This window comes from Bacillus cereus group sp. RP32 (assembly GCF_040459735.1).
Lineage (GTDB): Bacteria > Bacillota > Bacilli > Bacillales > Bacillaceae_G > Bacillus_A > Bacillus_A wiedmannii.
This window is the reverse complement of the sequence record NZ_JARVHO010000001.1, coordinates 2,410,109-2,431,462: the sequence shown is the minus strand read 5'-3', so window position 1 is coordinate 2,431,462 and position 21,354 is coordinate 2,410,109. Positions and strand designations below refer to the sequence as shown.

Genomic DNA, 21,354 nt, shown 5'->3' with positions numbered 1-21,354 from the left:
TTAGTTAGAAGTAAATATATTCCTATTAAAATAAAAAAGATACCCATAGCAATCGCTTAGGGTATCTTTTTCATCAAATTATTTTACTAAATCTCCATTGTAAGCTTTTATATCTAGAGGAGCAGTTAAAAACTGTTTTACTTTACTAACGAAAGATGTGAAGTGTTCACTCGTATTATGACTCGCAACTGCCTCTGCATCTTTCCATACTTCTACCATCGTATACACATCTTCTTTTTCTGTATCTTTATAAAGGTCATAAGATACATTTCCACTTTCTTCTCTTGAACTATGAATGAGCGGACGAATGTCTTCTAAAAATGATTGTTGTTTTGCTGGATCTACTTGAAATATTGCGTGAATAATAATCATGGTGTTTCCCCTCTCATATTCCACTTATTTCTTTGAAATTACTTCCACTCAGCAACTTTTTCAATTGGAAGACGAACTGATTGGTAACCACTGTCAGCAGCTTTTCCGATTGAAATTAACATAACTGGTACGTGACGTTCTTTATCTAATCCAAAAGCTTCTGCGATTTGGTCTTTTTCAAATCCGCCAATTGGGCAAGTGTCATAACCGTGAGCACGAGCTGCTAACATAAATTGCATTGCCACAAGACCACCGTCAATTAGTACTGTATCTTTCATGACTTCTGGTGTAACCATTGAGAAGTAAGCTGAAAGTTTTTTCATTTGATCTTCTTTTACTTCAGCTGGCATTAAACCGCGCTCTACTGCTGTACCGTAAATTTCTTCTGCGTTATCAAAGTTGTTTAAATCACCAAATACAGCAATCATCGCTGAAGATGTTTCTACTTGAGATTGATTAAATTTCGCTAGTGGTGCAAGTGTTGCTTTCGCTTCGTCACTTTCAATTACTAAAAATCTCCATGGTTGCATGTTTACAGAAGATGGCGCAAGTGTTGCTTCTGTAAGAATTTCTGTCATTTCTTCTTTGCTAATTTTCACTGATGTGTCGTATTTACGAATTGAACGACGTCCTGTTAAAATTTCGTTAAAATCATTTATTTTTACTGAGTTAGTCATAGTTGTATTCTCCCTTTTTTATAATTCTTTTATATTTTCTTGAATGCGGTCTAACATTGTTAAAAGATTATCGCGCTGTTCTTCACTTAATCCTTTAAATGCAGATGCTGCAAAACGTTCTTTTTCCTCCTGATACACTTGAATTTTATTTCGTCCCTCTTCAGTTAGAGAAACTAACGTAATTCTGTTATCATCTGGATTTTTACGTCTTGTAATCATCCCGTTTGCTTCCAACTGTTTTAAATGCCTCGTAATCGCAGCATTATCAATATTCACTTCTTGCTGAAGTGCTTTTTGGCTAATTTCACCTACTTCATATAACTGAAGTATAAGTTCTAGTCTAGATTGACTCATACCCGTACACCCTTCAAATTTCGAACTTACTTCTTTATTTAGAAAGTGTAATTTATATAAAATAATTGCTTCTTTTGAGCATGAACTTGTCAAATTACCCCTCCTTTACATCCAATTCAAAAACGCTTGATGTATCAATAGTTGATATGTCAATTAATATAATCTATATCGATTTAGAATGCAAGCATTTTGTTTTTCCTGTTTATTTTTTTAATGTTCGCCTATTAATATTTTTCCAAAACAAGGGACTTTATCACATTACAAAAAGTGTTAATTGCATGATAACGATAATAACTTAAAATGACTGGAGAGTGATTTTGAGACTCCCACGACTAAAGTCGCAAGCCCGAATCCTGACAGATTTACGGGTGGGATCCTTGAATGACTAAGCGTTCTCAGTCCATTTCTGTTTTGAACAGCCTTCAAGATGAGGGCATCTCATTGCCCCTCCTAAACCAGACCATATAGGTGCTTAGGCTGATTAACTATTACCATCAATCACAGTTGCGTAGCGAATATTCATCGCCCCAACGATATCACGGTGTGTCTCAAACCCACATTGACACTTGTACTTTCTGTCTTGTGCCCTGTTCTTTTCAGCACATTTCGGACAGTTTTGACTTGTATACGCTGGATTCACATATTCAACCTGAATACCAGCTAGCATTGCTTTATACGAAATAAATTGTGACAAACGATAGAATGACCAAGTGTGTAGATTTTTTTCGTTTTTACGGCTTGTTCTTGCCGTCTGTCTTATATTCGTTAGTTGTTCTAATCGAATGACAGAAATATGATTATCAATCGCAAAATCAATGATTTCCCGACTTATTTTGTGATCTTTATCTTGCATCCATCTCTGCTCTTTATCATCTAATCGCCGAATCGCATTCACTTTTTTGGCTTTTCCTAATTTCTTACGAATACACCGAAACTTACGTTTCTTACATTGTTAGGGTCTGTGACATACGTTTCATCCCCTTGTTTTTTGATTTTCAACATCGTGTTCATTTGATACATTTCTAGCAATAATAACAAAACCAGAACGTGCTTATAAAGTTTACAACTGCATGAAACAAAGAAATTTCCCTCTCAAACACTTTGAAATATTCTTCTATCATCATTGATTTTAGTTATATCATTTATCTTCGGAATATTCCAATAAATACACCCGAATAAACTCCCTATAATTTAGATACTTTAAGTACCACGAACCTTGTAATTTTTAGTGGTACTCCATATCCAACCTCACTTTCATCTCATGCCAAAGACGATAGACTTTCTCGTTCGGGAAGGGCTGTAATGTGGGAATACGCAAACTGACTCAATGGAATTAGAGAGACAAAGCGGAATTACGATTAAAGCTTCTGTCGTTTCTTTCTGTATCAATGAATTAATAGTAAATGTCATTGATACACCTGGACATACTGATTTTATCGCTGAAGTGGAGCCATCATTCCACGTTTTAGACAGTGCAATTTTAGTTATTTCTGCCTTGGAAGGTGTGCAAGCACAAACAAAAATTTTGATGTAAACATTCCAGCAACTTTTAGCGAGCCTATATTACACAATGATTCTTACCAGTTAACAGGCTCATTACCTGTTACGAAAACAGAGCATTTTAAGCGAATACTCCATTCATTTACAGAAGGAGACGGTATATTTACAGTGAATCCAACTGGTTACACAAAACTGAAGGCTCCCTTCCCTATTCGAAAACGTGTTGATAATAATCCGCTAAATCGTAAGGATTATTTGCTTCATGTGCTTAAGGCTTATTAAGTAAAACACGCTGGGTTCTCCTCAGCGTGTTTTACTATTAAAAATAGTCTAAATAAATAACTGAATTTTCTAATTTAACTCGAGAAATTTTTAATTTCCATATTTACAATTTATTTTCGTTAACATATTTATTACAATAATCGGTATATAGAATATAAATGAAAGAAGGGGTTTGAAATGAGCATCCAGCTACAGGGATACGAACAAGTCACTCATCTTTTACATACTTGGTACCATGAAATACGCGCTCAACACATATCGACAGCTACCAAGATTAAACATGAGATTGAAGAAATGATTGGCATAATTGAAAAGGATCAAAATTTACTACTCTATTATTATCTTCTTGATTTTCGCTTTAAGGTTTTACATGATAACTTAAGCATCACTCCAAATAGTTTTGACAAGATTGAAACATTATATACTGAAACAGAAAAAACACTATCTTACTATTATCACTTTTTCAAAGCCATTCATTCTACAATTCTCTCAAATAACAATGTAGCAAAAGAGCATTACGAAAAAGCAGAAAATTATATAAATTCATCATCAGATGAACTAGAGAAAGCAGAATTTAACTACCGTTTCGCTAACTTCTATTTACATACATATCAGCCACTATTAGCTATTCAATATGTAAGTAAAGCAAAAGAGATTTTTTCTAAACATGTCGGACACGAAAATAATGTAGCCGGATGCGATAATATATTTGGTGCAGCGTGTATTGATATAAAACAATTTCCACAGGCTGAAGAAAGCTTTAATTCTGCAATAAATATTTACAATAAACAACATGAAGAAACCCTTCTTTTAAGAGTACGTAATAATTTAGGATTCCTATATGCAAGTCAAAATTTATCTGAATTAGCTATACGTCAATTAACTGATGTTACGAACAAACTTCCAAATCATTTCAAAGCAATTTTTCTTAAAGCAAGAGAGCACTTTAAACTAGAAGAATTGCATGTTGCTGAAGAACTAATTACTCGTGGATTAACTATTTGTAAAAACATAGATAACCAAGAATACTTGTATCATTTTACAATTTTAGCCCTGTTAGTGAAAGGAAGTCCTGCACAAGTTCTCGAAGAATGTATTATCAATGCTATTAAGTTCTTCAATAACGAACAATTGTTTAATTACACTCAAGAATATACTGAAAAATTAGCACTTGCATTCTATGAGGAAGATAATCACTCTAAAGCAAGCGAATATTTTTATTTGAGTCATCAAACGAAAGAAAAAACTTTTGAAAAGGGAGCGTTAAAATAATGAAAAAACTTACTGGAATTTTAATGGGATTATCTCTTTCAGCTATCTTATCATTTGGATTCACATTCTCTGCACAATCAGAAAATGTGAAAGATTCAAAGTCAAATGCACCAGTTATTCAATATAGTCATGCTGATACTTGGTAAAAACAATTTGTAATAATAAAAAAAGGTTACGATATATAGGCGTAACCTTTTTCATTATGTTGAGAATCCTTTAGATCCCCCTGCACACTACAAATCAAGTTAATTTTCCATAACGATTTCTTCAAGTTTCTCTATCAACCTTGATAAAGCTACAATTGAATTCCCTGTTTCAAATTCCCCAACATTTAAAGAATGGTTTGCATTTTTAACAATCTCAATCTTTAAATTGGATTGCTCTAATCGCTCCATTTGACTTGCATTGTATTGATGATCTTTGTCTCCGATTACTAAAATCCCGTCGTGACGACTATGTAAGATCGAATCAAAAATCGAATCAACAGTTAGTAATGGTGTAAGCAATATCATTTTTGACCGTAGAAATTCTTCTCTCTTCATTAAATCATTCGCAATCGGGATTGTTCCGAGTGATTTTCCTAAAAACATCGAATTGCTATATTGCCCACTTTTTAGCACTTCAATAATGACAGGATTAATATCATCCATCATTACTTTCGTTATTTCTTCCATTGGTTTTTCCATTAATTGTCCATCGTAGGAATAATGAATATGAACTACATCTATTTTATTTTCAAGCATAAGCATCGTTGCATAATAAAATAATGGTTTATCATAATTGTAAACCGGAACCTGAAAACATAAAACAGATTGTATTAGAACCTTTTTCAATATGTGTGTAACGAATGACTTTGTCGTCTATATGTATTTCCTTTTTAGTTCCCTTCACCGTTTCCCCCTCCAAACACGTTTACTTTTGTAAAACGATATGTTTTACGATTTTTATTATAATATATAGTGGTTCATTATAAGTACTAAATTATTACTGTTTTATCAAATGACATATCAGCGATATTTTATGTCTATTCTGTATACGTGTTAGCAAGTTTGTTTGCAAACTTGTTAGCACTTTTTTATATTTCTTCTATTGATAAAAATCCAGCTCTTTTATGAACTGGATTTTTTGTGCATTCAGTAATTCGAATGTCAATCCCAAAGTATTAGGAATATATTATTTATATTTGTACATTAGAGATTGAGAAAGTATTACTTGTAGTTAGGGTGTTCCAAATGAACGTTAGAAACCCGTTTTCTGTATTACGGAACATTTTTAAAACCGTTGTTTCTAATGAAATAAAACAAAAATAAAGATAAATCGTCCTTCTAAAGGCGATTTATCTTTATTAAAAAGAAATTTACTTTAATACTTCGACATTGGTGATTCTTAATCTAGTCATGATAAATATCCATAGCTTGTACTACAATTAAAACAGTGGATATTCACATATAAAGAACCATTACATTTAGAGAACTGGATAAACATTTTATAAAATGTTCAATTTAACTAGTAAAGCTAATAAAATTTGGAGAAGAATTTGAACATTTACCGCTATATCTGTATCAGTAGTCGTAACTGAAACATTTCTAGAATTTCTAATAACAGTTTCTTGTTTATTAATTTGTTTAATAGATGATTTTTGAAACAAATCTTGTGCTACGCGATCAGCTTTCTCACTGTCTGCTATAGAAATACTTAAAATAACTACAATTGCCGCTTGTAATGCTGCTTGGATAGATAATGCAGCTTTTGTATCTGTAGTAGTAACCTGTACATCTGCTGAATCAACAATTCTGATAGATTCTTCTGAGATTTGGTAAGTTTTACTTTCTTGTGCAGCTCCTTCTGAAACGTTAGCATCTTTAAAAGACGGATGAGGATTTGAAGAGTCTAATGCACTCCACTTTTTATTTTCATCTGACCGGCCTTCTTTGCCCATGAGATCACCCCCTTTCAATCCAAATAATTATTAACCTGCGATTGTATTTCAGAAACAATATTTTTAATTTGCTGCTTTTTTTCTGGCGCTAAATTTTTTATCTTTTCTTCATTTATCCCATGCCTATTAAGAATATCTGAGAGTAAAAGGTCTATAATTATATTCTTTTGATCCTTATCAAATTTAAAGGAAGAAAATTTGTTTAAATCATCCATTTACAATATTCACTCCAATCAAATTTACAATAATAATTTTAAATAACTACCAGCATTATATGTACTTTGATGAGAATTGCTTGGACAAGTAACTTAATCTTTTATTTTCACTTCTTTTTTTCCAATAAAAGCAAAAAGTTGTCTTCTAATACGAAGACAACTTTCATTTACTTCACATATACATAGGTTTCCTTTACTGCTACATAGTATATTTCACCTTTGATATTGTGTGGTTATCTACACTTACTTTCACATTAATCTTGAATATTAATCCATTCATAATGAAGAGTCCAAGCTTGTACCACATACTACACCAAAGTAAATATTTACCTAGAGTGAACTCTTATAGTTAATATAAACAGGATTAAATACTTTATAAAATGTTTAATTTAACTAATAAAGCTAATAAAACTTGAAGAAGGATTTGAATATTCACTGCAATATCTGTATCAGTAATTGTTACGGATACATTTCTGGAATTTTTAATAAGTGTTCTTTGTCTATTAATTTGTTTAATAGATGATTTTTGAAATAATTCTTGTGTTATTTTATCGGCTTTTTCACTATCTGCTATAGAAATACTTACTACAACCACAATTGCTGCTTGTAATGCTGCTTGGATAGATAGCGCAGCTTTTGTATCTGTAGTAGTAACTTGGACATCTGCCGAATCAACTATTTCAATATATTCCTCAGAAACTTGATTAATTTCATCTGTTTGTATAGCTTCTTCTAAAAGATTAGCATTTTTAATAAATGAATAAGAATTTATTGATTCAGAATCCCGGTTTTTTGGTTCAGAATCCTGGTTTTTTGGTTCAGAATCCCGATTTTTTGGTTCAGAGTCCTGGTTTTTTGGTTCAGAATCCCGGTTTTTTGGTTCAGAGTCCTGGTTTTTTGGTTCAGAATCCCGGTTTTTTGGTTCAGAGTCCTGGTTTTTTGGTTCAGAATCCCGGTTTTTTGGTTCAGAGTCCTGGTTTTTTGGTTCAGAGTCCTGGTTTTTTGGTTCAGAATCCCGGTTTTTTGGTTCAGAGTCCTGGTTTTTTGGTTCAGAATCCCGGTTTAATGGACTCCGGTTTCTCTTTCTTCTACAAACTTCACACTCACACATAAAATCACCCCTTTTAATCTAAAAAATTAGCAATATAAAAATATTGGCTAACTAATAGCATTTTATGTGTTTTTAAAAAAATTGTTTGGACAAGTAACTTAATATTCTATCTTTACTTCTACTTCTACTTCTACTTCTTGTCATTATTTCACATATGCATATGCTTCATTTGCCGTTATATAGTATATATTCCCTTTACTGTTGTGCACTTTGTATTGTGGTGAACCATTGACAGTTACCTTTGTATCAATCGTAAATTCTAACTAATCCTGCATCTACAGAGACGTTCACATCTTTTTCCTGCCAAGATGGAATGGAGCATCATAGAAATACATATTGTTAAATTTAGATATGAAGAATGATTTTATAAGTTTTTCGTATAAGTGTTAGTAAGTTCGTTTGCGAACTTACTAATACTTTTTTATATTTTTTCTATACTATACACCTTCACAAAAACATCATACTTAGCTGCTAAATCTTCTAATTTCTTTTCTCTGTATTTGGTCACTGTAAAGAAATGAATCACTGGCATCTTCCCATTATGCTTTTGTTTATAAATTTGCGTAAGTTCTTCATATTTTTTCAACTTCTCTTCATTCACTTTCATTTTCTGCGAGCGATCCACTTCAACCGCATGAAGTATTCCTTCTTCATCACGAAATTTCACATCGGGAACTATTTTCTTTTTTTCCTTATTCTTTATATAACGTATATCCGTTTCAATCTGCCAATCATCCGGACAGAATAAATGTAACCACGCTTCATTCCGTAATAATGCATGTGCAAGCTTTCCTCTCGAAACAACCTTCCCGTCATCCCCAAACAAAGCATGCCCTTCTTTATTGAGATAGTACACATACTCTTTCCCCTGCATTGTCTTACTCAAATACGGCTTCAAATCACTCATAATTCTGTTTGCATTCCGTATACCACCCATATCATGCACACTCATTACATGTCTTCTTGTTGCAAACTGCAACTTCCTAATCGTCGCAAGTATCGCCATCTGACGGTTGATCTTCATGTGACTCTGGATGTTCATGTTTTTCCACCTCATATTCTTTTAGATGTTTCCACATCATTTCATCTCTAATATAAGGAACTTGAATTTCGGTGAGTCGGTCTGATTTATAAATCGCTCTACCAGGTAAGGATGGTAATGTTTCTAATCCAGATTCATCAAGAACCACCTCAGATGCCACTCTTGTTGGTAATCGAAATCCTAATTTTGCATCAGACATTTGTTTTACTACAGATGGAATTGATGTAACCATTGGGTACTGTGTAGCCAAAACCAAACGAAATCCTAATCCGCCCGATACAGTCGCGATATAACTAAGCATGTATTGACACTCTTCTCGAATCTTATTAACGTGACGCGGCAATCCTTTTGCCGGGGCAAGTACAGCACCTTCATCAACAATGATGAAAAAACGGTCTTTTTCTTTTGTCTGAACTATATTCTTATAACCATCTTCTTTCATGAGTTTCCCGCGCTCTTCAATTTTCTCCATGATTTTTCCGAGTACATGATGTGCCTTTTCGACTGAATCTGCTACCTCAACCACTTGTTTCAAATTACTAAACTCGCTAAACTCCAGCCCTTTTTCCTTTAAATCAATTAGATATACGTGAGCATTTTCAGGGTTTGCTTCAATCAAGGTGGTAAGTAGTACTTTCAAAAACACTGTTTTCCCCATTCGTGTAAGACCACCTAATACTATGTGAGGGATTTTATCGAAATCGTGATAAATAAGTGTTTCTAAGCTCTGGCCAATCGGAACACGCCATTTCCCTTTCTTCACTAATCCTGTTGACCAATTCCACTTCTTCGGAATCTCTCTGTGAAATACACGAATATTCAATTTGTAATTATCGTACTGAATACGTACTGGTTTATTTAATCCTTCAGACACAACATCCTCTACCTTTTGAATAATTTTACTCGGCATGCCTAATGGCAAGGTATATACATAAGTCTTACTACGATCATCATCAATTTGTTTTTGGAACTTTGGGTATTGTAATTTTTCTTCATTATTTCTTTTGATTGCAATACCAGCTACCTCAAAAAACACTTGTATCTTTCGCTTATCATCATTTTTACTTTTGAACTTTTCACCGAATAATGCCACTGTTAAACCTGCAGCTGGAACGAGTAATAATTCAATCATTTTCTCCACTCCCCATATACCCTTATATAGGGTATATATCCCTTATTTTTGGCAGACTCCCGTACATGTTCTATATCAATGACCCGTAAAATACTTTTACAGAAAAGAATGAAATAATCCTTATTATTAAAAATAAAAAAGCCCACTATTGTGCGCTATCCGTGATTAAATCTTCTCTTCCGTTGTCTCTTAGATATTTATCAATTCTATCTTTGTACGCCTTCATTTTTGAAATGATATACTCATACGTAAAGACTGTATCTATGATTCGTTGCGCCATGTATTCTGCCATGTTTCAACTACTCCTTTTTATTGGATAGTAGCAATAATTAGCTCATCGATCGCTTGTTGTATTAATTTTAGTTTTTCTTTAAACTCGGTTACCTCCGCGACAGTTGGACTCGTTACGATTAGCTCATCCAGTGCTTTTTGTACGAGTGTTTGCTGTTGCTTCACTTTATCTAACTCATTACGGTCGATTTCACTCGCTGGTGGATCCATGTTTACTTAGATTTACATTACTGATTAATGTGTTCCTTGAGTAATCCATGTTGATTTCCTTCTTGTTTGAAAAGACTTTTACAATCTTTTCAAGGACCATTTTCATTTCGATATCTTTCAGGATGATCCATACATTCCCCTCTTCTTTCGGGGCTTCCAGTCCTTCTTCAAGGAACAACACTTTATTTACTGGGATATCTGACTTAATCCATACATCAATGTTATGCACATACAAAAATGCTATCAATCTGGAGTAAATAGTGGCATTGCAAACAACACTATACTCTTTCAACATCGGGTCCTAAGAGCAGCTTTAAATCTAGCTGTAAAACAAAATATTATTTCTAGAAATCCGGCTACTTTAGCTGTGATACCCAAAACAGAAAAAAGCTCCATCCAGACTTGGACAGAGAAAGAAGTAAAACAGTTTTTATTACATTCACAAGAATCACGATATCATATTGGATATCTTCTTGCAATAACTACAGGCATGCGTTTGGGAGAAGTTCTAGGGTTACGCTGGCAAGATGTTGATTTCAATAACCATACAGTTACAATTAACCAAACATTAGGTCATGATAATAAAATTAAAGCCAGTGCAAAAAATAATTCTTCAAAGCAAACAATCCCTATCCCTTTAGAGGTAATTGAAGAATTAAAGAAGCGCAAACTTCAAATAAATAAAGATAAATTACGAATCGGTCCAGTCTACCATGATTTAGATTTAATCACTTGTAACAATTTAGGGAAAGTCACAACAAGATCAACTTTTACTAGTCACTTTAATAAGGTAATCGAAAATGCTGGGATTAAGAAAATTAAATTTCATGACACAAGACATACACACGCAACTCTATTATTAAAACAAGGAGTCCATCCAAAAGTTGTGAGTGAACGTTTGGGTCATTCGGATATCTCTTTAACTTTAAGAATCTATTCTCATGTTTTACCAAATATGCAAGAAGATGCGGTGAAAGCATTCGCAAAAAACATATTTTGATGCTAATGTTTGCAAACCCTTTTAAAAACACTTGAAAACATTGATTTAAAGGGGTTTGTAGGCTCACTTTTGTAAAACGATATGTTCTGTATGAACTGATACATCCTTTACTTTATCTTTTATAAACGCTGGCTGTAAGTTATATGTATCTAATTCTTCTATCGGCACCCACTTAAACATATATGTTCTACCCTCTTCATTCAGAATATATTGATCCGCCCCATTTGCAGGTAATTCTTGCAGCTCTACTTCATAATAAAAACTAATTTCATGAAACTTTCGCTCAGAAAGGGTGAAGAAATTTTCTACTGACCACATTAATCTCTTCACTTTAATAGGAACACCCACTTCTTCTGCAAGCTCTCGTTTTAATGCATCTTCACTATTTTCTAGCATTTTCACTCGTCCGCCCGGTACGTACCAAAAATCTTCACCATCACCTTGCAGAATGAGTATTTTATTATCATATTTACAAATTGCTCCGACGCGGTAATTAAAACATGTTTCCTCTACTTTAAACGTAAGATCCACAACAAACCCCTCCAATGTATCATTACAAAACTATTATTTATGTGCTAAATAAGATTACTAAATTTTTCTATTTCATTCAATATTTTTCGAACTTTCCGAAAACAATACGCATCATTTGTCATCACAAGTATAAATACATATGTCACAATCACTGCACACACTAGAGAAGCATTATGGGGGGACGAATGGAAACATTGTCAATATATAAAACTGAAAAATCAAATATTTTTAAAGAATCATTATAAAAGATAAAGTAAAACTTCAATAAATGGAGTTTTTATCTTTCCCCTGTTGTTTTTAAATATTGTTAAGACATTATTAAAAAAGACGCAAGGTCAACTTATGTGCTAATTAATTCTTTTTCTAGAAAAAGCGTCTTTTATTGCACTTGTTAATACATTTAGGAATAATAAAATAGCCATAACTACCGTTAATACGTTAAATTGCTTTGTTTTATAAGGAGCGAACCATTCCGTAAAGAACTCTGAATTAACGAGACGCTCCCCAACTCCTCCTTCCTTGAAGTTCGGTATCCACGAATTCATATCAAGGATGATAAAAATTAGTTGCATAACGAAAAATGCTCCAAGAGTTTTAAGCCAATTTCGTATTCGAATAGGATGGCCTTTTTTAATGTCATTTAAATGATCCTCCTTTTAGAACTTGCTATTAAAGAGCCTTGTTCTGATAGATACGAATAGATAATATCCATGAAACCCCATAGCACCCCACTGCTATGACAGCAAATATAAGAAATAATTTCAAATCTGAAATCTCTTTTAAGAAGGTCAGTACGCCATTAGCATATTTATTTAATAAATATGGAGTATTTCGCATTAAATATATAACTCCAATAGATAAAAATATAAAAACTGGTACAAGTGTTTTCACTTTAAATGCAACAAAAAATGGGATGTAAAATGCAGTAATCAGCATGACTGCCAAGAAGCCTAGGATGTAACTTTCTAAGGAAAGTTGAAATTCCATGCTGTCTAAAATGAAATATTTTCCAATTAAGCAAAACGGGATGATTACTATTGTAAAAAATAAGGTTCCAACGTATTTTGAACTTATAATTTCCTTCCTAGTATACGGTAATGAGTTTACTAAAATATTAGCATTATCTTTATCATCAGATTGATATGTGTTAATTACAAAAACGGCACTACAAATGATTATGACATATGCTACATCCATGCCAGCCCACAAATAGGTAACTAGAAATAAGAGATAAGCAGGTAAAAAAGTTTTTTGTAAAATCAAATCCTTTTTAATTAAATTAAGCATCTTGACTCCCCCTTTTTCATGAAATACATAATATCCTCTAAACTTGGTTTTTCAATCACCACTTCTTTATTAAATAAAGTTTCGATAGAATTTACATTTTCAATCAATCCCTCGAAACCTGTATTTGCCTTACATACAGATATAAATTCACGCTCAGTATCAAAATCTAACATATCTAGTGGTCCTTTGACCAAAATATAATCTTCTGCAATGGCATAAATATCTTTTGTAAAAATATGCTTCCCATTTTGAATAAATGTAATATAATCGGCAATGCGGTCTAAATCCGTTGTAATATGAGATGAGAAAAAGATAGTTTTCTCACCATCCTGCATAATATTTTGTAAAACATCCAATAATTCTCTTCTAAATACCGGATCGAGTCCGGAAGTAGGCTCATCCATAATAATTAGTTCAGCATGATGTGAAAGGGCAATTGCAAGAGAGGCTTTCATTTTCATTCCTTTGGAGAATGTTTTCATTTTTTTATTTAATGGTAATTCGAACAGATCTTTATAATATGTAAATTGGTTAAAATCCCATTTTTTATAAGCTGGCGCAATAATTTTAGTAATTTCCTTTAATGTGAGTTCATCATAAAACACATTATCGTCATAAACGAAACCAATTCTTTCTTTAATTCGCTTCGCATCAGTCGAATAGTTCATGCCAAATAAGGAGACATTTCCACTATCCGGGTTCATTAGATTCATAATCATTTTAATCGTTGTAGATTTACCTGATCCATTTCCCCCAATAAAACCCGTAACAAATCCTTTTTTTACTTCCATCGAAAAATTTTTAATTTGAAATCCTTTAAAAGATTTACTGACATTTTGAAGTTCTATTACGTTTTCCAAGAGTTTTCCTCCTCGTATAAAATTGTAAGCATTTCTTTTAGATCATTTAAAGAAACATCCATTTGTTTAGCATTTTGAATCGCTTCACACAACTTTTCTTCAACTGTCTTTAATTTTTTTTCTTTCATAGTTTCAATGTTTTGTTCTGCTACAAAGGACCCCCTTCCGACAATTGAATAAATAAAACCGTCTTTTTCCAGTTCTTCATATGCTCTTTTCGTTGTAATAATACTTACTCTTAAATCTTTTGCTAACTGACGCATTGAAGGAAGAGCATCTCCTTGCTTTAAATCACCTAGTAAAATAAGTTTTTTTATTTGGACACCAATTTGTTCATAAATAGGTTCCTTTGAAGTGTTCGTAATAACGATTTGCATGCAAATACCTCTTTTTAAAAATATTGTATATATACTTTATATACAATATATACTATCGTACATTGTAAATCAACAGAAAATTCCCGAAATATAGTCACAAACACAATCTAATAATAAATGTAATTCATACAACTTATTTATACGGGTCTTCCTCGTATTTGCTCGATTTTGAGGTGGAGGTCTTACTGCTATCTAATGCGGTATAAAGACTACGTTGTGTTTTACGGAGAAATTGGCACAGCTGGTAGTGTGAAAGCAAAAGAGTTTGAAACAGAAGAACAATCTGAGGAAGTTGATATCAAGTTAGACTGGTATGAAGATGACGAGGAAGGATTGAAAAAGATGTTTCCTATGCTATGGGAAATGTATGGAGAAAAACCGATTGAGTGGTAGATTTATATACGAAAAACGCCTTGTTTCTTTATTAACAAGGCGTTTTTTCTTGATACTATGTTTAAATTGTTATCTTCCCACTTTCCCACCACTTCATGAAAGTGTCTAACGAAGGAGCAACCCAAGTTCTACTATCATTTTCATGATTCCATACATATATATCATCTCTTTGCACGATTCCGTTCAAAATGGAATAACCAAACAAATCACCATTTCCGCCATCAGCAAAAAATAATAAACAGTCAAAAGGCATATATAAATCCTTGAAATCAACTATATTTCTCATATTTATATTTTCAGTTTTAATTTTTGAAGCAGACCATATAAAGTCCCCGTATTCACCTTCTACACCGTTTGTTTCCTGTAATAATTGATGTAAATCATTCGGCAACTCCACATGTAAACAGTTTTGTATATCAGTTAGTTCATCCGTCATAGCTGGTTGTTTCAAACTTAAGTTTGGTGAGATACTGTGAATGGTGTTTTTCCACATCACCTTTTCTCCTCCTTATGTGCAATCAAGTATATTCAAAGAGCTCATCTAAATTTATTGATACCACTTTTCTAACAACTCTTTCTCCCTCTCGCCTGAAATACCTGCTTTTAATTCCCATTCGTCCACACTCTTCATCCACTCATACACGTCTGTAACTGTATGTTCTAACCTTCTAAAAGTAAGCCCTTCTTTCACAGCACTATCTATACTAATAGAAAAACCACCTTTCCACGGCTTCGTTTCACCTTCTAATGAAAAAGTTTCTGGAAGCCATAAAGGCATCTCTGTCCAAGGCTGCACTTTATGTTCATTCATAAACGATTCATCTACCCAAACGAATGCAGCAGCACTATTCGTAACCTTTTTACACGTATTTAATAGCTCTTCCATCGTCAATTCATAATTTGGACCTGTAACATTGAATGTTCCTGCTTTATTGTTTTCTGCCATGTTTAGTCCCCAGTTTGCGACGTCTTTTATATCAACTACCTGCACTGGGCGGTCTTTTCTTCCTGGAACTAACACTTCTCCTCCCTTTGCTACACGCCCAATCCAGTATGGAAGCCGGTCTGTATAATCAAACATACCTGAAAGAAGTCCTGCTCTTACGTGTAAAACACGCTCCGGCCAATACTTCTCTGCTTCTTTTTCACACAATACTTTCAGCGCACCGTAATACTCATAAGGAGAAACTTCACCATTCTCCACAGCCTTTATTTGATCACTCGTAGGTTCGGGTTGTAATATATAATCTTCTTTTATGTGATGCGGGATCCAATCTTTGTATACGGAAAGACTTGAGATGAATATATAATGCTTTATATTATCATGTAATGCTTCTCCAACATTTCTAATATGATGCGGAGAAAATCCACACGTATCTACGACAACGTCCCATTTTCGATTTTCTAAACTTGAAACATCATGATTTCTGTCACCGATTAACTGCTCTACTTCTGGAAAAATTTCTTTATTCGTTCCGCGATTAAATAATGTAACTTCATGCCCTCTTTTTAAAGCCTCTTCTACAAAAGCTCTTCCTAAAAATCGTGTACCACCTAGAATTAGAATCTTCATATTTCTCCCCCATTCGTGATTGAAAATCCTTACTTGTATTAAACGATTTTTTGCTGCGGAAAGTTACGGCTGGGATGCAGATTTTCACTATAATTTTAGTCCTGTAAAAATAAAAAGAAACCATTTTGAAAAGTTAATCATCATGGTTTCTAAAATAATAAAGTGAAACTTTAATCAGCCCTCACCAATCGGACTTTTATGGGCAGCCCGACCCCCACCTAAATTCTTTGCTTTCGCTGAATTTTGAGGTGGGGGTCTTACTGCCCATTAAAGCGGGATAAATAATTATTACCGGTCATTCTTTACCTTTACACAATCTCCCCGTCAACTAACTCAATAATTCTATTACACTTATTCGCTACCTCATTATCATGCGTTACAATAATAATCGTGCGCCCTTCTTCATTCAGTTGTAATAGTAGATCCATAATTTCTTCTCCTGTTTTTCTATCTAAATTCCCTGTCGGTTCATCAGCCAAAATTATTTCTGGTTCGCCTACTAATGCTCTAGCAATTGCGACTCGCTGCTGTTGTCCACCTGAAAGCTCGTCCGGTGTTTTATGCATATGTTCTTTTAAACCTACTTTTTCTAAATAGAACTTTGCCTTATTTTCTCTTTCCCGTTGCTTTAGCTTTCTATATGTGAGTGGTAGTGCTACATTATCTAGTACAGTATGTTCTTTTAACAATGCAAAATATTGAAATATAAATCCAATCATTTCATTTCTTGTTTTATGAACTTTATTTGCTCTAATTTCAGTTAATGTTTTTCCATTTAACGTATATTCACCCTCATTTGGCATATCAATTAGCCCTATAACATTTAATAATGTACTTTTCCCTGAACCTGATCGCCCCATTATCGCTATAATTTCGCCTTTATTTATCGTTAAGTCTATACCGTTTAGCGCAAACGTATTATGGTTCTTGTTGCTATACACCTTTTTAATATCTTTTAGTTCAATTAACCCCATTATTCCATCCCACCTATTAATGTTTTCGGTTCAAGCTTTCTAATAAATAAGAAGACAATTACATTCGAGACAACGATGATCAATGATAAGAATAGAAATACTAAAAATAATATAGGCATATCCAATTTAAAGTCTAATACCGTTGCTGTTTTTATATCCTTTGACATTTGCAATAGAGCCCCATATCTCCATGAAAAGTAAACTAGTGACATCCCTAAGCCAACTATTGCTACAATAATGTTTTCTAAAACAATTTGAATAAACATTCCAAATTTACTTTCGCCAAAAGCTATTTTTATACCAAATTCCCGCTTTCTCATCAAGATAGAAATAATAGTCGTTACTACAATTCCGACGATTGAGAATAAAATAAATAAGATTCCGACTATAAGTTGAGGTATTTCAGAATAGCTATCAAGAGTAACCCCTTCATTTATTTCTTCACCTAAACTTTTTAAATAAAACGTACCATCGTTTCCTTTAAGCTGAATTGATTCTTCTAGTTTCTTTACATCTGCATCTTTTCGTAAATATAAAACTGTACTTTGATGTAGTCTTAAAAACATAGCTTCATATTTTTCGTATCTATTAGATGACATAGGCATTATCATTGCATAATCCAACTTCAAATATGCGTTCAACGGATTATTATTATTTACGATAAATTTATTCTCCGGCAAAAATCCTATAATTGTATATTGATTATTAATTGTATCCCCAACTTGAAAATATTTCTTAAAGTAAGAACCCATTAAAACCTTTGTTTTCTCTTCACTATTTTTTTGAAAATCTTCATGTAAGAAACCTTCTTCAGATTTTAAAGGTAAATGTAACATTTTATAGTAATTTTCATCCACAAAAATTGTTTTAATAGTAGGTCTGTCATCGCGAAACGTTTTATGTTTCAAATCAGTAATCATACTGGTTTGAAGTGGTCTATTACTTGACTCTATTTCAATAACTCTCTGTTCGTATGTACCATACGAAATCACATCTTTATTTTGTTGAATCGTTTTATAAACTTCTTGAATTTGTTCTTTATTAAATTTTTTGCTTTGTAACCTATCTGCCGTCGTTTCAAAATTAATTAAATATGTTTTATCCACATTTAATACTGAGCTGGATTTATCGTTTAGATGGTGTAAGTTATAAAATACATTAATTGAACTCGTTATAGTTGCTAATCCAAATGTAATCTGTATTAGAAGAAGTACCGAAAATAGAAATCTCTTTTTTAATGCTATGAACGCACTTTTTATTCTCATCTTTTTTACTCCTTTAATGCTTTAGCAGGTTCACTTTTAAGCACATATACAATTGGTATTACAGAGAGGATAAAAGCTATAGTAAGTGAAAGAAATACACACATTACAATATGAGTAGACTGTAAACTAATGCTATAACTTGTAAACTCTAAAATATTTTCACTCAAAGTTTTAAAAATCCATTGTATGCATATTGCACAGGCTGATGCAGTAATTGCACATAAAAATAATTGACTAAATATAAAAATAAAAAGATTTACATTACTTGCTCCCAAAGCCTTCCTTAACGACAGGCTCTTTTTCTTCGTATAAATCCAATAATAACTGACTATTATACTGGTAATTAAAGCTATACATAAAAGCCTATATGGAAAACTGAGTAACTCTTCTACGGCTTCACTAGAGTTTTTTTCTTTCTCATAGTTCTCTTTTTCACTAATCACTTTGGCATTTATATCTTTATTGTTCTGCTTTAAATGCTGTATGAAAGTTTCTATCTCTTCTTTAGGGTTTTCGTTAGAACGAACGATCATTTGGAATGTCTTTTCATTTTGTATCTTTTGTTTCACTTCATCTGGCATGTCATGTAAAGAGACATAAATTTTCATATCATACTCATATTCGGTATTTACTCCTGCTACGCCTTTAACTGTATATTCCTTATTAAATAGTTTTATTGTTTCCGTATTTTTATAAATTTTCTTTCCCACTATTACACTATTTTCTTCATGTTGTTCCATCTGAGAACCTTTTAGCAATGGTGGAGACCAATTTTTATTAATGAGACCATTCATTGTTATCCGCCCGATATCTGGAATAGTAATACGAATATCATTTGTAATAACGCTAGCATTTTTAAAATCAGATTCTACTAACGTCTGAAATTGTTTGAAATTGAATTCCCCCATATTAGTAAGTTGAACGGAATAGTAATAATTAAAATAACCACTTTTACTATCATAAAATCTCTCATCATAATAATCTTTCGTCGACATTGCGATAAGTATCGGCCATATTGTCAATACAAACGCAATAAATAACATAATGAATATCGCTTTGTTCACCACTATTTCTTTTAATACTAAATTCATATATCCTCCTTATTTTAAAAACCGTGAAAAAAGTATATATCCTTTTTCACGGTTTTTGTTGATTTTTATTTAATTACCATTTCCTTATAGGCGAACGCACTATCATCCTCTACGACTGACCATTCATGAGTCGAATAACCACCATTCACTTTCCCTTTGGATGGAAGAAAAAGATCTATACGATCTGTAATTCGTGCATCATCCACTTCTTCTTTTTTAAAAGAGCCATCACTAAATTTAGCTGTTACAGTCATTTTGTACATAAGAGGTTCATTTGATTTTGCAGTGTAGGCAGTTGCCGTAGCTTTTGATCCGGCTCCTGACCAACTTGCTTTATTATCCCAACTAATCGAAGCAAATGAAACGGAAGAAACCATACCTAATAAAGAAGCAATTAGTCCTGTAACAGCTAAAGTTTTTTGAAGTAAATTTTTCATATAAACTCAATCTCCCTTGTTTAAAATATTCACTTAAATATTTAAGTATTTTTAGGCCTTGTCCTCATTATACATAAAGAAAATAATAAAATATCGAAAAATCCTAATATTTACATTTTTCGCATACAAATTACCTTCTCATGAACTTTCCGTCATAAAACAAAAAGATGGTATGAAACACCCATTCACACCATCTTTTTGCTTCCGTTATTTATTTGATCCTGTATAAGGAAGAATATATTTCACAATCAATTCCCATCTATCCCCTGCATTCGGTATGACTTCAGAAGCGATCGCCACCACGAGCTCCTTCTCTGGTACGCAGCAAATCACATTCCCACCATCGCCCATTGCACAGTATGAAAAGATTCCATCCTCTTCTCGTAACCACCATAAGTAACCGTATTGATTTTGGTTCATTGTTGTCGATTCTTTTATCCATGATTTTGATAGTATTTGTTTTCCATTATGAATACCTTCATTCAAATACAGCTGTCCAAACTTAGCCATATCTTTAACCGTTAACGTTAGTCCCCAGCCGCTTGTCGAAATACCATTTGGATCATGAACCCATCCCTTTACATCTTTTCCGAATAAGTCATCAAATCCAAATGCTTTCATATTATAGTTTGGAATTTCTCTCAGGCCCAGTGGTTGAAATAAGTACTCATTCGCAAAGTCACGGGCACTTTTTCCTGTTGCGCTCGTTATGATTGCTGATAATAAATGAGCTCCTGCAGATGAATACTTAAAAATCCCAACTTCTCCGCCTGCTCCTATCCTATTTAACGTATACTGTACCCAATCTTGTTGCGTACATAGTTCTTCTAACGGTTCCTGCCAGTCTACGAAAGGATGTGGAGTCGTCATTGTAAGAAGATGTCGTACTGTTATTTCAGATGAATTGACAGTATATTCCGGGAAAAACTCTATTACTTTTTGATCAACGCTTTTTATATAGCCTTTATCTATACATATCCCAATTAGGGCAGAAACAATCGTTTTTGTGACTGACGCTACATGAAATGCATCATCTGGACCGTGCCCGTTATAATATTTTTCAAAAATAACATTACCTTTCTGCACTACTAACATACCATTCATATTTTCATATTCTTCTTGTATAATCTGATCTAACTTTTCAGCAGTTTTCATTATTCCTTCCCCTT

The 21,354-nt window shown here is 33.1% G+C and carries 25 protein-coding genes and 6 pseudogenes; 6 read left to right on the top strand and 25 right to left on the bottom strand.

Going from position 1 to position 21,354, the window contains the following annotated elements; translation table 11 throughout:
• Positions 1-78: 78 nt before the first annotated feature.
• From QCI46_RS12540 to QCI46_RS12525, 4 genes and pseudogenes are all read right to left on the bottom strand, one after another.
• Entirely contained in the window at positions 79-372 is a 294-nt protein-coding gene (locus QCI46_RS12540; protein WP_353840407.1) for a putative quinol monooxygenase, read from the bottom strand.
• Between the two features lie 38 nt (positions 373-410).
• Positions 411-1,049, bottom strand: coding sequence for a nitroreductase family protein (locus tag QCI46_RS12535; RefSeq protein WP_353840406.1), 639 nt, complete (start codon positions 1,047-1,049; stop codon positions 411-413).
• Between the two features lie 18 nt (positions 1,050-1,067).
• Positions 1,068-1,496, bottom strand: coding sequence for a MarR family winged helix-turn-helix transcriptional regulator (locus QCI46_RS12530; RefSeq protein ID WP_087955847.1), 429 nt, complete (start codon positions 1,494-1,496; stop codon positions 1,068-1,070).
• A gap of 388 nt (positions 1,497-1,884) precedes the next feature.
• Positions 1,885-2,355, bottom strand: a pseudogene (locus QCI46_RS12525) (RNA-guided endonuclease TnpB family protein); the annotation flags it as partial.
• A gap of 354 nt (positions 2,356-2,709) precedes the next feature.
• On the opposite strand from QCI46_RS12525, the pseudogene QCI46_RS12520 reads away from it, so the two are divergent.
• The 4 genes and pseudogenes from QCI46_RS12520 to QCI46_RS12505 form a co-directional block, all read left to right on the top strand.
• A pseudogene (locus QCI46_RS12520) lies at positions 2,710-2,931 on the top strand (GTP-binding protein); the annotation flags it as partial.
• Between the two features lie 8 nt (positions 2,932-2,939).
• Positions 2,940-3,185 (top strand): annotated as a pseudogene (locus tag QCI46_RS12515) (tetracycline resistance protein); the annotation flags it as partial.
• A 177-nt stretch (positions 3,186-3,362) separates the two neighbouring features.
• Entirely contained in the window at positions 3,363-4,457 is a 1,095-nt protein-coding gene (locus tag QCI46_RS12510) for a response regulator aspartate phosphatase (protein WP_353840404.1), read from the top strand.
• Positions 4,457-4,603, top strand: coding sequence for a Phr family secreted Rap phosphatase inhibitor (locus tag QCI46_RS12505; protein WP_237980086.1), 147 nt, complete (start codon positions 4,457-4,459; stop codon positions 4,601-4,603). The genes QCI46_RS12510 and QCI46_RS12505 overlap by 1 nt, the downstream gene beginning before the upstream one ends.
• 99 nt (positions 4,604-4,702) lie before the next feature.
• Here QCI46_RS12505 and QCI46_RS12500 read toward each other — a convergent pair.
• From QCI46_RS12500 to QCI46_RS12460, 9 genes and pseudogenes are all read right to left on the bottom strand, one after another.
• A pseudogene (locus tag QCI46_RS12500) lies at positions 4,703-5,348 on the bottom strand (alpha/beta hydrolase).
• A gap of 595 nt (positions 5,349-5,943) precedes the next feature.
• A complete protein-coding gene (locus tag QCI46_RS12495; protein ID WP_048560570.1) occupies positions 5,944-6,396 on the bottom strand; it encodes a spore coat protein in 453 nt (150 codons plus the stop codon).
• A 14-nt stretch (positions 6,397-6,410) separates the two neighbouring features.
• Positions 6,411-6,611: a hypothetical protein gene (locus tag QCI46_RS12490; protein WP_048560569.1), complete on the bottom strand. Its 201-nt coding sequence runs from the start codon at positions 6,609-6,611 to the stop codon at positions 6,411-6,413.
• 373 nt (positions 6,612-6,984) lie between these two features.
• Complete coding sequence (locus QCI46_RS12485) at positions 6,985-7,722, bottom strand: spore coat protein (RefSeq protein ID WP_353840403.1); 738 nt, start codon at positions 7,720-7,722, stop codon at positions 6,985-6,987.
• A gap of 143 nt (positions 7,723-7,865) precedes the next feature.
• Positions 7,866-8,075 (bottom strand): annotated as a pseudogene (locus QCI46_RS12480) (N-acetylmuramoyl-L-alanine amidase); the annotation flags it as partial.
• A 68-nt stretch (positions 8,076-8,143) separates the two neighbouring features.
• Positions 8,144-8,764 carry a replication-relaxation family protein gene (locus QCI46_RS12475; protein ID WP_353840402.1) on the bottom strand — a complete coding sequence of 207 codons (621 nt, stop codon included), beginning with the start codon at positions 8,762-8,764 and terminating at the stop codon, positions 8,144-8,146.
• Positions 8,706-9,896 (bottom strand): FtsK/SpoIIIE domain-containing protein, encoded by a 1,191-nt coding sequence (locus QCI46_RS12470; protein ID WP_353840401.1) that lies wholly within the window; start codon positions 9,894-9,896, stop codon positions 8,706-8,708. Before QCI46_RS12470 ends, QCI46_RS12475 begins: the two co-directional genes overlap by 59 nt.
• 145 nt (positions 9,897-10,041) lie before the next feature.
• The gene (locus tag QCI46_RS12465; RefSeq protein WP_353840400.1) at positions 10,042-10,188 is read right to left on the bottom strand and encodes a hypothetical protein; all 147 of its coding nucleotides are present in this window, start codon (positions 10,186-10,188) and stop codon (positions 10,042-10,044) included.
• 17 nt (positions 10,189-10,205) lie between these two features.
• A complete protein-coding gene (locus QCI46_RS12460) occupies positions 10,206-10,397 on the bottom strand; it encodes a hypothetical protein (protein ID WP_353840399.1) in 192 nt (63 codons plus the stop codon).
• 214 nt (positions 10,398-10,611) lie between these two features.
• Here QCI46_RS12460 and QCI46_RS12455 point away from each other — a divergent pair.
• A pseudogene (locus QCI46_RS12455) lies at positions 10,612-11,397 on the top strand (tyrosine-type recombinase/integrase); the annotation flags it as partial.
• A 63-nt stretch (positions 11,398-11,460) separates the two neighbouring features.
• Here QCI46_RS12455 and QCI46_RS12450 read toward each other — a convergent pair.
• From QCI46_RS12450 to QCI46_RS12430, 5 genes are all read right to left on the bottom strand, one after another.
• Positions 11,461-11,928, bottom strand: coding sequence for an NUDIX hydrolase (locus QCI46_RS12450; protein WP_353840398.1), 468 nt, complete (start codon positions 11,926-11,928; stop codon positions 11,461-11,463).
• A gap of 347 nt (positions 11,929-12,275) precedes the next feature.
• Complete coding sequence (locus tag QCI46_RS12445; RefSeq protein ID WP_353841866.1) at positions 12,276-12,563, bottom strand: YfzA family protein; 288 nt, start codon at positions 12,561-12,563, stop codon at positions 12,276-12,278.
• A 34-nt stretch (positions 12,564-12,597) separates the two neighbouring features.
• On the bottom strand, positions 12,598-13,215 hold the full coding sequence (locus QCI46_RS12440; RefSeq protein WP_098649230.1) for an ABC-2 transporter permease: 618 nt from the start codon (positions 13,213-13,215) through the stop codon (positions 12,598-12,600).
• Positions 13,203-14,075, bottom strand: a complete 873-nt coding sequence (locus QCI46_RS12435; protein ID WP_000432454.1) for an ABC transporter ATP-binding protein — start codon at positions 14,073-14,075, stop codon at positions 13,203-13,205. The genes QCI46_RS12440 and QCI46_RS12435 overlap by 13 nt, the downstream gene beginning before the upstream one ends.
• Positions 14,063-14,452, bottom strand: a complete 390-nt coding sequence (locus tag QCI46_RS12430; RefSeq protein ID WP_001167593.1) for a GntR family transcriptional regulator — start codon at positions 14,450-14,452, stop codon at positions 14,063-14,065. Before QCI46_RS12430 ends, QCI46_RS12435 begins: the two co-directional genes overlap by 13 nt.
• Positions 14,453-14,647: 195 nt before the next feature.
• Between QCI46_RS12430 and QCI46_RS12425 the strand changes: the two genes are divergently transcribed.
• A complete protein-coding gene (locus tag QCI46_RS12425; RefSeq protein WP_001269544.1) occupies positions 14,648-14,845 on the top strand; it encodes a hypothetical protein in 198 nt (65 codons plus the stop codon).
• A gap of 61 nt (positions 14,846-14,906) precedes the next feature.
• Here the strand turns inward: QCI46_RS12425 and QCI46_RS12420 are convergent, their stop codons facing one another.
• The 7 genes from QCI46_RS12420 to QCI46_RS12390 form a co-directional block, all read right to left on the bottom strand.
• A complete protein-coding gene (locus tag QCI46_RS12420; RefSeq protein WP_353841865.1) occupies positions 14,907-15,338 on the bottom strand; it encodes an SMI1/KNR4 family protein in 432 nt (143 codons plus the stop codon).
• 54 nt (positions 15,339-15,392) lie between these two features.
• A complete protein-coding gene (locus QCI46_RS12415) occupies positions 15,393-16,418 on the bottom strand; it encodes an SDR family oxidoreductase (RefSeq protein WP_353840397.1) in 1,026 nt (341 codons plus the stop codon).
• A gap of 308 nt (positions 16,419-16,726) precedes the next feature.
• Positions 16,727-17,392: an ABC transporter ATP-binding protein gene (locus QCI46_RS12410; protein WP_353840396.1), complete on the bottom strand. Its 666-nt coding sequence runs from the start codon at positions 17,390-17,392 to the stop codon at positions 16,727-16,729.
• On the bottom strand, positions 17,392-18,657 hold the full coding sequence (locus QCI46_RS12405) for an ABC transporter permease (RefSeq protein ID WP_353840395.1): 1,266 nt from the start codon (positions 18,655-18,657) through the stop codon (positions 17,392-17,394). Before QCI46_RS12405 ends, QCI46_RS12410 begins: the two co-directional genes overlap by 1 nt.
• Positions 18,658-18,662: 5 nt before the next feature.
• The gene (locus QCI46_RS12400; RefSeq protein WP_353840394.1) at positions 18,663-19,748 is read right to left on the bottom strand and encodes an FtsX-like permease family protein; all 1,086 of its coding nucleotides are present in this window, start codon (positions 19,746-19,748) and stop codon (positions 18,663-18,665) included.
• A gap of 65 nt (positions 19,749-19,813) precedes the next feature.
• Positions 19,814-20,185 (bottom strand): hypothetical protein, encoded by a 372-nt coding sequence (locus QCI46_RS12395; protein WP_353840393.1) that lies wholly within the window; start codon positions 20,183-20,185, stop codon positions 19,814-19,816.
• A gap of 207 nt (positions 20,186-20,392) precedes the next feature.
• Positions 20,393-21,340 carry a serine hydrolase domain-containing protein gene (locus QCI46_RS12390; RefSeq protein ID WP_353840392.1) on the bottom strand — a complete coding sequence of 316 codons (948 nt, stop codon included), beginning with the start codon at positions 21,338-21,340 and terminating at the stop codon, positions 20,393-20,395.
• Positions 21,341-21,354 lie beyond the last annotated feature (14 nt).

Excerpts from the sequence above, each read along its gene's own strand:
- QCI46_RS12540 (WP_353840407.1), bottom strand. The coding sequence starts at position 372 with ATGATTATTATTCACGCAATATTTCAAGTAGATCCAGCAAAACAACAA.
- QCI46_RS12535 (WP_353840406.1), bottom strand. The coding sequence starts at position 1,049 with ATGACTAACTCAGTAAAAATAAATGATTTTAACGAAATTTTAACAGGA.
- QCI46_RS12510 (WP_353840404.1), top strand. The coding sequence starts at position 3,363 with ATGAGCATCCAGCTACAGGGATACGAACAAGTCACTCATCTTTTACAT.
- QCI46_RS12505 (WP_237980086.1), top strand. The coding sequence starts at position 4,457 with ATGAAAAAACTTACTGGAATTTTAATGGGATTATCTCTTTCAGCTATC.
- QCI46_RS12495 (WP_048560570.1), bottom strand. The coding sequence starts at position 6,396 with ATGGGCAAAGAAGGCCGGTCAGATGAAAATAAAAAGTGGAGTGCATTA.
- QCI46_RS12490 (WP_048560569.1), bottom strand. The coding sequence starts at position 6,611 with ATGGATGATTTAAACAAATTTTCTTCCTTTAAATTTGATAAGGATCAA.
- QCI46_RS12485 (WP_353840403.1), bottom strand. The coding sequence starts at position 7,722 with ATGTGTGAGTGTGAAGTTTGTAGAAGAAAGAGAAACCGGAGTCCATTA.
- QCI46_RS12475 (WP_353840402.1), bottom strand. The coding sequence starts at position 8,764 with ATGAACATCCAGAGTCACATGAAGATCAACCGTCAGATGGCGATACTT.
- QCI46_RS12470 (WP_353840401.1), bottom strand. The coding sequence starts at position 9,896 with ATGATTGAATTATTACTCGTTCCAGCTGCAGGTTTAACAGTGGCATTA.
- QCI46_RS12465 (WP_353840400.1), bottom strand. The coding sequence starts at position 10,188 with ATGGCAGAATACATGGCGCAACGAATCATAGATACAGTCTTTACGTAT.
- QCI46_RS12460 (WP_353840399.1), bottom strand. The coding sequence starts at position 10,397 with ATGGATCCACCAGCGAGTGAAATCGACCGTAATGAGTTAGATAAAGTG.
- QCI46_RS12440 (WP_098649230.1), bottom strand. The coding sequence starts at position 13,215 with ATGCTTAATTTAATTAAAAAGGATTTGATTTTACAAAAAACTTTTTTA.
- QCI46_RS12430 (WP_001167593.1), bottom strand. The coding sequence starts at position 14,452 with ATGCAAATCGTTATTACGAACACTTCAAAGGAACCTATTTATGAACAA.
- QCI46_RS12425 (WP_001269544.1), top strand. The coding sequence starts at position 14,648 with ATGCGGTATAAAGACTACGTTGTGTTTTACGGAGAAATTGGCACAGCT.
- QCI46_RS12420 (WP_353841865.1), bottom strand. The coding sequence starts at position 15,338 with ATGTGGAAAAACACCATTCACAGTATCTCACCAAACTTAAGTTTGAAA.
- QCI46_RS12415 (WP_353840397.1), bottom strand. The coding sequence starts at position 16,418 with ATGAAGATTCTAATTCTAGGTGGTACACGATTTTTAGGAAGAGCTTTT.
- QCI46_RS12410 (WP_353840396.1), bottom strand. The coding sequence starts at position 17,392 with ATGGGGTTAATTGAACTAAAAGATATTAAAAAGGTGTATAGCAACAAG.
- QCI46_RS12405 (WP_353840395.1), bottom strand. The coding sequence starts at position 18,657 with ATGAGAATAAAAAGTGCGTTCATAGCATTAAAAAAGAGATTTCTATTT.
- QCI46_RS12400 (WP_353840394.1), bottom strand. The coding sequence starts at position 19,748 with ATGAATTTAGTATTAAAAGAAATAGTGGTGAACAAAGCGATATTCATT.
- QCI46_RS12395 (WP_353840393.1), bottom strand. The coding sequence starts at position 20,185 with ATGAAAAATTTACTTCAAAAAACTTTAGCTGTTACAGGACTAATTGCT.
- QCI46_RS12390 (WP_353840392.1), bottom strand. The coding sequence starts at position 21,340 with ATGAAAACTGCTGAAAAGTTAGATCAGATTATACAAGAAGAATATGAA.